The sequence below is a fragment of the Rummeliibacillus sp. POC4 genome, from assembly GCF_003576525.1.
In the GTDB taxonomy this organism is placed as follows: domain Bacteria; phylum Bacillota; class Bacilli; order Bacillales_A; family Planococcaceae; genus Rummeliibacillus.
Map to the genome: position 1 here is coordinate 1 of NZ_QWUA01000117.1, position 4,708 is coordinate 4,708.

Genomic DNA, 4,708 nt, shown 5'->3' on the forward strand with positions numbered 1-4,708 from the left:
GTCATTTTTCATACTTTTAATTATTAATTGAAATAATACAAAATAAAAAAATCATATAAAGAGTGAAAAAAGATGAAATAATATGAAAGTGCATATACAATAAAGTAGTGAAAAACCTTATTTATCAAGGAATCTGAAAAAATATGAAAGAGGATGAAACCATGAATCCATACGAAGAGTATATGCAAGGCATTGTTAAACCAATGCGTGAAGAATTAGTTAATGCAGGCTTTACAGAGTTGAAAACACCTGATGAAGTGGCTGATCATATGCAAGAATCTAAAGGAACTTCATTGATAGTGATTAACTCTATTTGTGGATGTGCAGCAGGCCTTGCTCGTCCAGCTGTTATTGAGGCAATTCAACAAGCTGAACACAAACCAGATCATTTAGTGACTGTATTTGCAGGACAAGATCGTGAAGCAACTGCACAAATGCGTAGCTTCTTTGAAGAAGTTCCACCAAGTTCACCATCTGTAGCTGTTTGGAAAGACGGTAATTTAGCGTACTTTATCCCACGTGAACAAATTGAGGGATATGCAATGGAACAAGTTCGTGACCATTTAGCAGGTGTTCTTGACCAAGTATGTGCGGATTAAAAACCATTGTTACAACGGCAGGACGTCCAGATCAGCAGTCGCTTCGTTTAGCTGATGCAGCTTGTCAGGCGCTTAATGTCCCTTTTATAGAAAGAAGAAAAAGATCCGTAAAAAAGATTGCTGAATTTGAATCTGCAAATGTGATCGTAGCAGGAAAAAATCGTTATGAATATTATCCATTTGGAGTGACGGAGCCATTTTTCTTTCATCCAAGTTCTGCAGCATTTCGATTAAAGCGAGTTGCACGAGGAGAGCATGATCCCTTTTTAGATGCTGTCAATTTGCAAAAAGGTGATTCAATGCTAGATTGTACCTTGGGAATAGGTTCTGATAGTATGTTGGCAGCTTATACGGTTGGAGAGACCGGTAAAGTTGTAGGGTGTGAAGGTAATCCTAACGTAGCTTTTGTAGTTTGTGAAGGTATGAAAAGATATGACATTACAGAATTACCTTTACTAAAATGTATGGAACAAATTCGTGTTATTTCAATCTTAGCGTTAGATTATTTGAAAAAACAACCCGATCATTCATTTGATGTTGTTTATATGGATCCAATGTTTGAAGAACCGATTGAAGAATCTAATAACTTTACCCCATTGAGAGATGCGGGTTTACATGAGACTTTAACCGATAAATGGGTATTCGAGGCTAAGCGAGTAGCGAAAAAAAGAGTTGTACTAAAAGCACACTTTCGATCACCACTTTTTGAACGTTATCATTTCAAACGAGATATTCGTTTAAATGCGAAGTTTCATTATGGAATCATTGAACTATGAAAAGAACGAACAAACCTGCAATTATGTATTGATTGCAGGCTTTTTCTTAAGGAAAGTGTTTAGAGATAATAATTTTATTAGGAGTTGATGATTAGGATGAAAATAGTTGTTTTTGGAGCATCCGGCGGAGTAGGGCAACATGTTGTGAAATTAGCGCTTGAAAAGGGAATAGAAGTAACAGCTTTTGTTCGTACGCCATCAAAAATTCAAATTTCACATCCGTTTTTGCACGTATATCATGGAAATGCTATGCAAGCCGATGATGTGGCTGCTGCAATTGAAGGACAGAATGCAGTTATTTCTTGTTTGGGCTCAAGCAAGGGACTAAAAGAATCAACTGAATTAGGCAATATGATAGAAAATATCTCACTTGGTATGCAAAAACACGGGGTAAAACGAATTGTTTATGTAGCTTCTGCTGGTATATATGGGGAGCTTCCAGGAATATCTGGTAAGATGATTATGAAGACTTTAAAAAATCCTTTATTGGATCATCGACATGCTGTTGACACAATTGTTAATTATAATTTGGACTATACAATTGTTAGACCAATGGGGTTAACAAATAACGACCCAATTGGTAGTTATCGAGAAGCAACAGAAGGTATTCCTGCAAAGGGAAAAAGTATAGCTAGAGCTGACGTAGCAAACTTCATCATAAAAGCACTGGAAGATTCACAATATATTCATCAATCTGTGAGTATTGCATATTAAAAATAGCAACTAGTGGTACTGTTTTGGGTATAAAAAAGAACTATGAGAGAAAATCTCATAGTTCTTGCCATTTTAAAATGGATAAATTTAATCTGTAATACAAAGAGACATTAAATAGAATAATAGCAGTAAAAATCCAATACCAATTGCGATTGACATAAAATTTTGCCCTCCTTCTGTGCAAAAACGAACAAATTATTTCTACTTTATTGTACAATGATTTACCAAAAGATGAAACCTTTACTTACAAATTTCGTATCTAGTAATAAGTGATGTAAAAAAATGTTCAAAAGTAGGTGTATTTAAGTTGAAAAAAGGACTCCAAAAACTATTAGTTTCAACAGTTGCGGTTTTAACCCTGGGCTTCATCACACCAAGTCATGCAATTTGGGAAAACCTGTTAGAACATAATACTAATCATAAAACCCAACTTTCTAAGCAATCAACGACAAGACATAATTACATAGATACAGTATTTGAAGATAGTGTAACTGATATAGAAGCATTTTCTGATAATGTACTACTAAATGCTAAAGAACAAGCCTATATAAAATTTGGCAGTAAAATTGGTCCGAAAATTGAGGACGAGTTCAATAATATTATCTTTCCTAAAATTGAAGAAGCTATTCATATGACGTTAGAAAATGTGGATCAACAAGATATAAAAAACTTAGCAATCACAGAAAAACCAAGTGGTGACTATTCTGAAAAAATGTTTCATATCTACAACACTACAACAAGAAAAGACGTTATCCGTTTCCATGTACGTACAGAAAATCGTCCATTTGACGGATACTACTATAACTTCCACTATCACACATACAAGGACAAATTTGCTTCTCACTATAATTTAGGTGAAATCTATTGGTCAAAGAATACACCACCAAAGTGGTTGTCATAGAAATTTAAACCATTATTAAAATATACACATTCACGAAGGGCTGTCCCATAAGTAGAAGACTTATGGGACAGTTCCTTCTTTATCTACTATAAGGTATTGCTCCGATGGTGGTCGCATCAACATTCCGCTACCACAAGAGTAAAGGGATTGTCTTAAAAGAAATTTTCGGACAATCCCTTTATTTATAAGCGTTATTGTTTCAAATTTTGTATCCCATGTTTTATTTCCATACACCAAGCCTCTTATGATTATGAATAGAGAGTAAGCGCAAAAGTGAATAACTGGTACTTGACGTTACAGCTTAAATGGAAGAAAATTTAAAATTAGGGAAGTATATTTAAATAACAATAAGAATTGGAGGGATTTATTTAGTTTCAGGTGTTTTAGCTATTCCAGTTTTAAATGGATATAACATCTATTTTAATTAAAGAAGGTTGGGGTTAATACGGAAAATAAAAAAGCAATTTCGCAAAAACAACTCATTAAAATCTTATTAAGTACAGTTACAGGAAACTTAGGAAGTGGGATCCTTTCATTTCTTATAGGTTTGCTCATTCTAAAAAATACCGGTTCAGCCCTTAGTTTTGGGATATCACAAGTAATAGGACCAATCGTTGCACTCTTGTTATTACCATTGACCGGAAGCGTTGTCGACAAATTTAACAAGAAGACAATTATAATTTATGCACAATTATTAAGTATCTTTAGTTTGACTGGATATGCAGTTATTATCCATTTTCAAGATTTCGAAAATTTAATCTATACATATCTGTTGCTTATATTCTTGAAAATCTCAGATCAATTTTTAACAACAGCTTTTACTTCTTCATTCATTAATATGGTTATAGATGAGCATATTCAAAAATTAAAATCTCTGCAACAAATTTTAAATGCATTAATAATGATTCTTGCTCCAATTTTAGGAGTAATACTCTATGATTCTCTTTCTCTTTTCTACCTTATTATCTTAGAAATAGTTTTAGAGTGTTTAACAATCTTTATTGTAATATCTATTAATTTTAAATTTAGTACTCCTGCAAATGATGAAAGGGAGGAAAATTCATCTAGTAAGAGTATTTATCAACTGTTCAAAGAAGGATTATCTTTCATTTTGGAAAGCAAAAAGCTCGTTTTTACTCTTTTCTTTTCAATGCTTACAAATTTTATGTTTGGTGCAGTCAATGTCGGTATTCCGTTTATCCAAATAAATATTTTACATTTTTCAAATAATATTTATGGCATTACAGAAGCAATATTTGCTTTAGGTATGATCATTTCTGGTATAGTGCTATCTGCATCAAAGGATATCCAATATCCATTGTTTAATTCTTGGAGAATGATTGGGGTTATCGGGGCTCTATTTATCATGTTAGGAATCTTATTAGGTATCCAATTTGAACAATTGTATTTTATAATTATTATTAGTCTTTTTAACCTTCTAATTGGTATCGCAATTACTCTGATAAATGTACCATTCACTGTATGGTTGACAAAAGAAATTCCTAGCCATTACCAAGGAAGAGTATTTAATATACTTAGTACTGGAGCTCAGTTATTATCACCTTTAGGGATTTTAGCGTTTTCTGGATTATTTGACTGGTATGATAGTTTTATGATCTTTATTATTACAGGAATTTCTATATTATTCATTACCTTCATTTATCCAGTGATCTTTAAAATACGACTTAAAGATAATGAATTATTAAATAATCATTAAA

Annotated in this window: 5 protein-coding genes; all 5 read left to right on the forward strand. The window is 32.7% G+C overall.

The window, feature by feature from the left end; translation table 11 throughout:
• The first annotated feature begins 161 nt into the window (after positions 1-161).
• The 5 genes from D1606_RS17955 (at position 162) to D1606_RS17975 (ending at position 4,707) form a co-directional block, all read left to right on the forward strand.
• The gene (locus D1606_RS17955) at positions 162-599 is read left to right on the forward strand and encodes a BrxA/BrxB family bacilliredoxin (protein ID WP_119417387.1); all 438 of its coding nucleotides are present in this window, start codon (positions 162-164) and stop codon (positions 597-599) included.
• A complete protein-coding gene (locus D1606_RS17960) occupies positions 587-1,375 on the forward strand; it encodes a class I SAM-dependent methyltransferase (RefSeq protein ID WP_119417388.1) in 789 nt (262 codons plus the stop codon). The genes D1606_RS17955 and D1606_RS17960 overlap by 13 nt, the downstream gene beginning before the upstream one ends.
• Positions 1,376-1,471: 96 nt before the next feature.
• The gene (locus D1606_RS17965; RefSeq protein WP_119417389.1) at positions 1,472-2,089 is read left to right on the forward strand and encodes an NAD(P)-dependent oxidoreductase; all 618 of its coding nucleotides are present in this window, start codon (positions 1,472-1,474) and stop codon (positions 2,087-2,089) included.
• Positions 2,090-2,396: 307 nt separating this feature from the next.
• Positions 2,397-2,990: a YpjP family protein gene (locus tag D1606_RS17970; protein ID WP_119417390.1), complete on the forward strand. Its 594-nt coding sequence runs from the start codon at positions 2,397-2,399 to the stop codon at positions 2,988-2,990.
• A gap of 487 nt (positions 2,991-3,477) precedes the next feature.
• Positions 3,478-4,707 (forward strand): MFS transporter, encoded by a 1,230-nt coding sequence (locus D1606_RS17975; protein ID WP_255416336.1) that lies wholly within the window; start codon positions 3,478-3,480, stop codon positions 4,705-4,707.
• Position 4,708 lies beyond the last annotated feature (1 nt).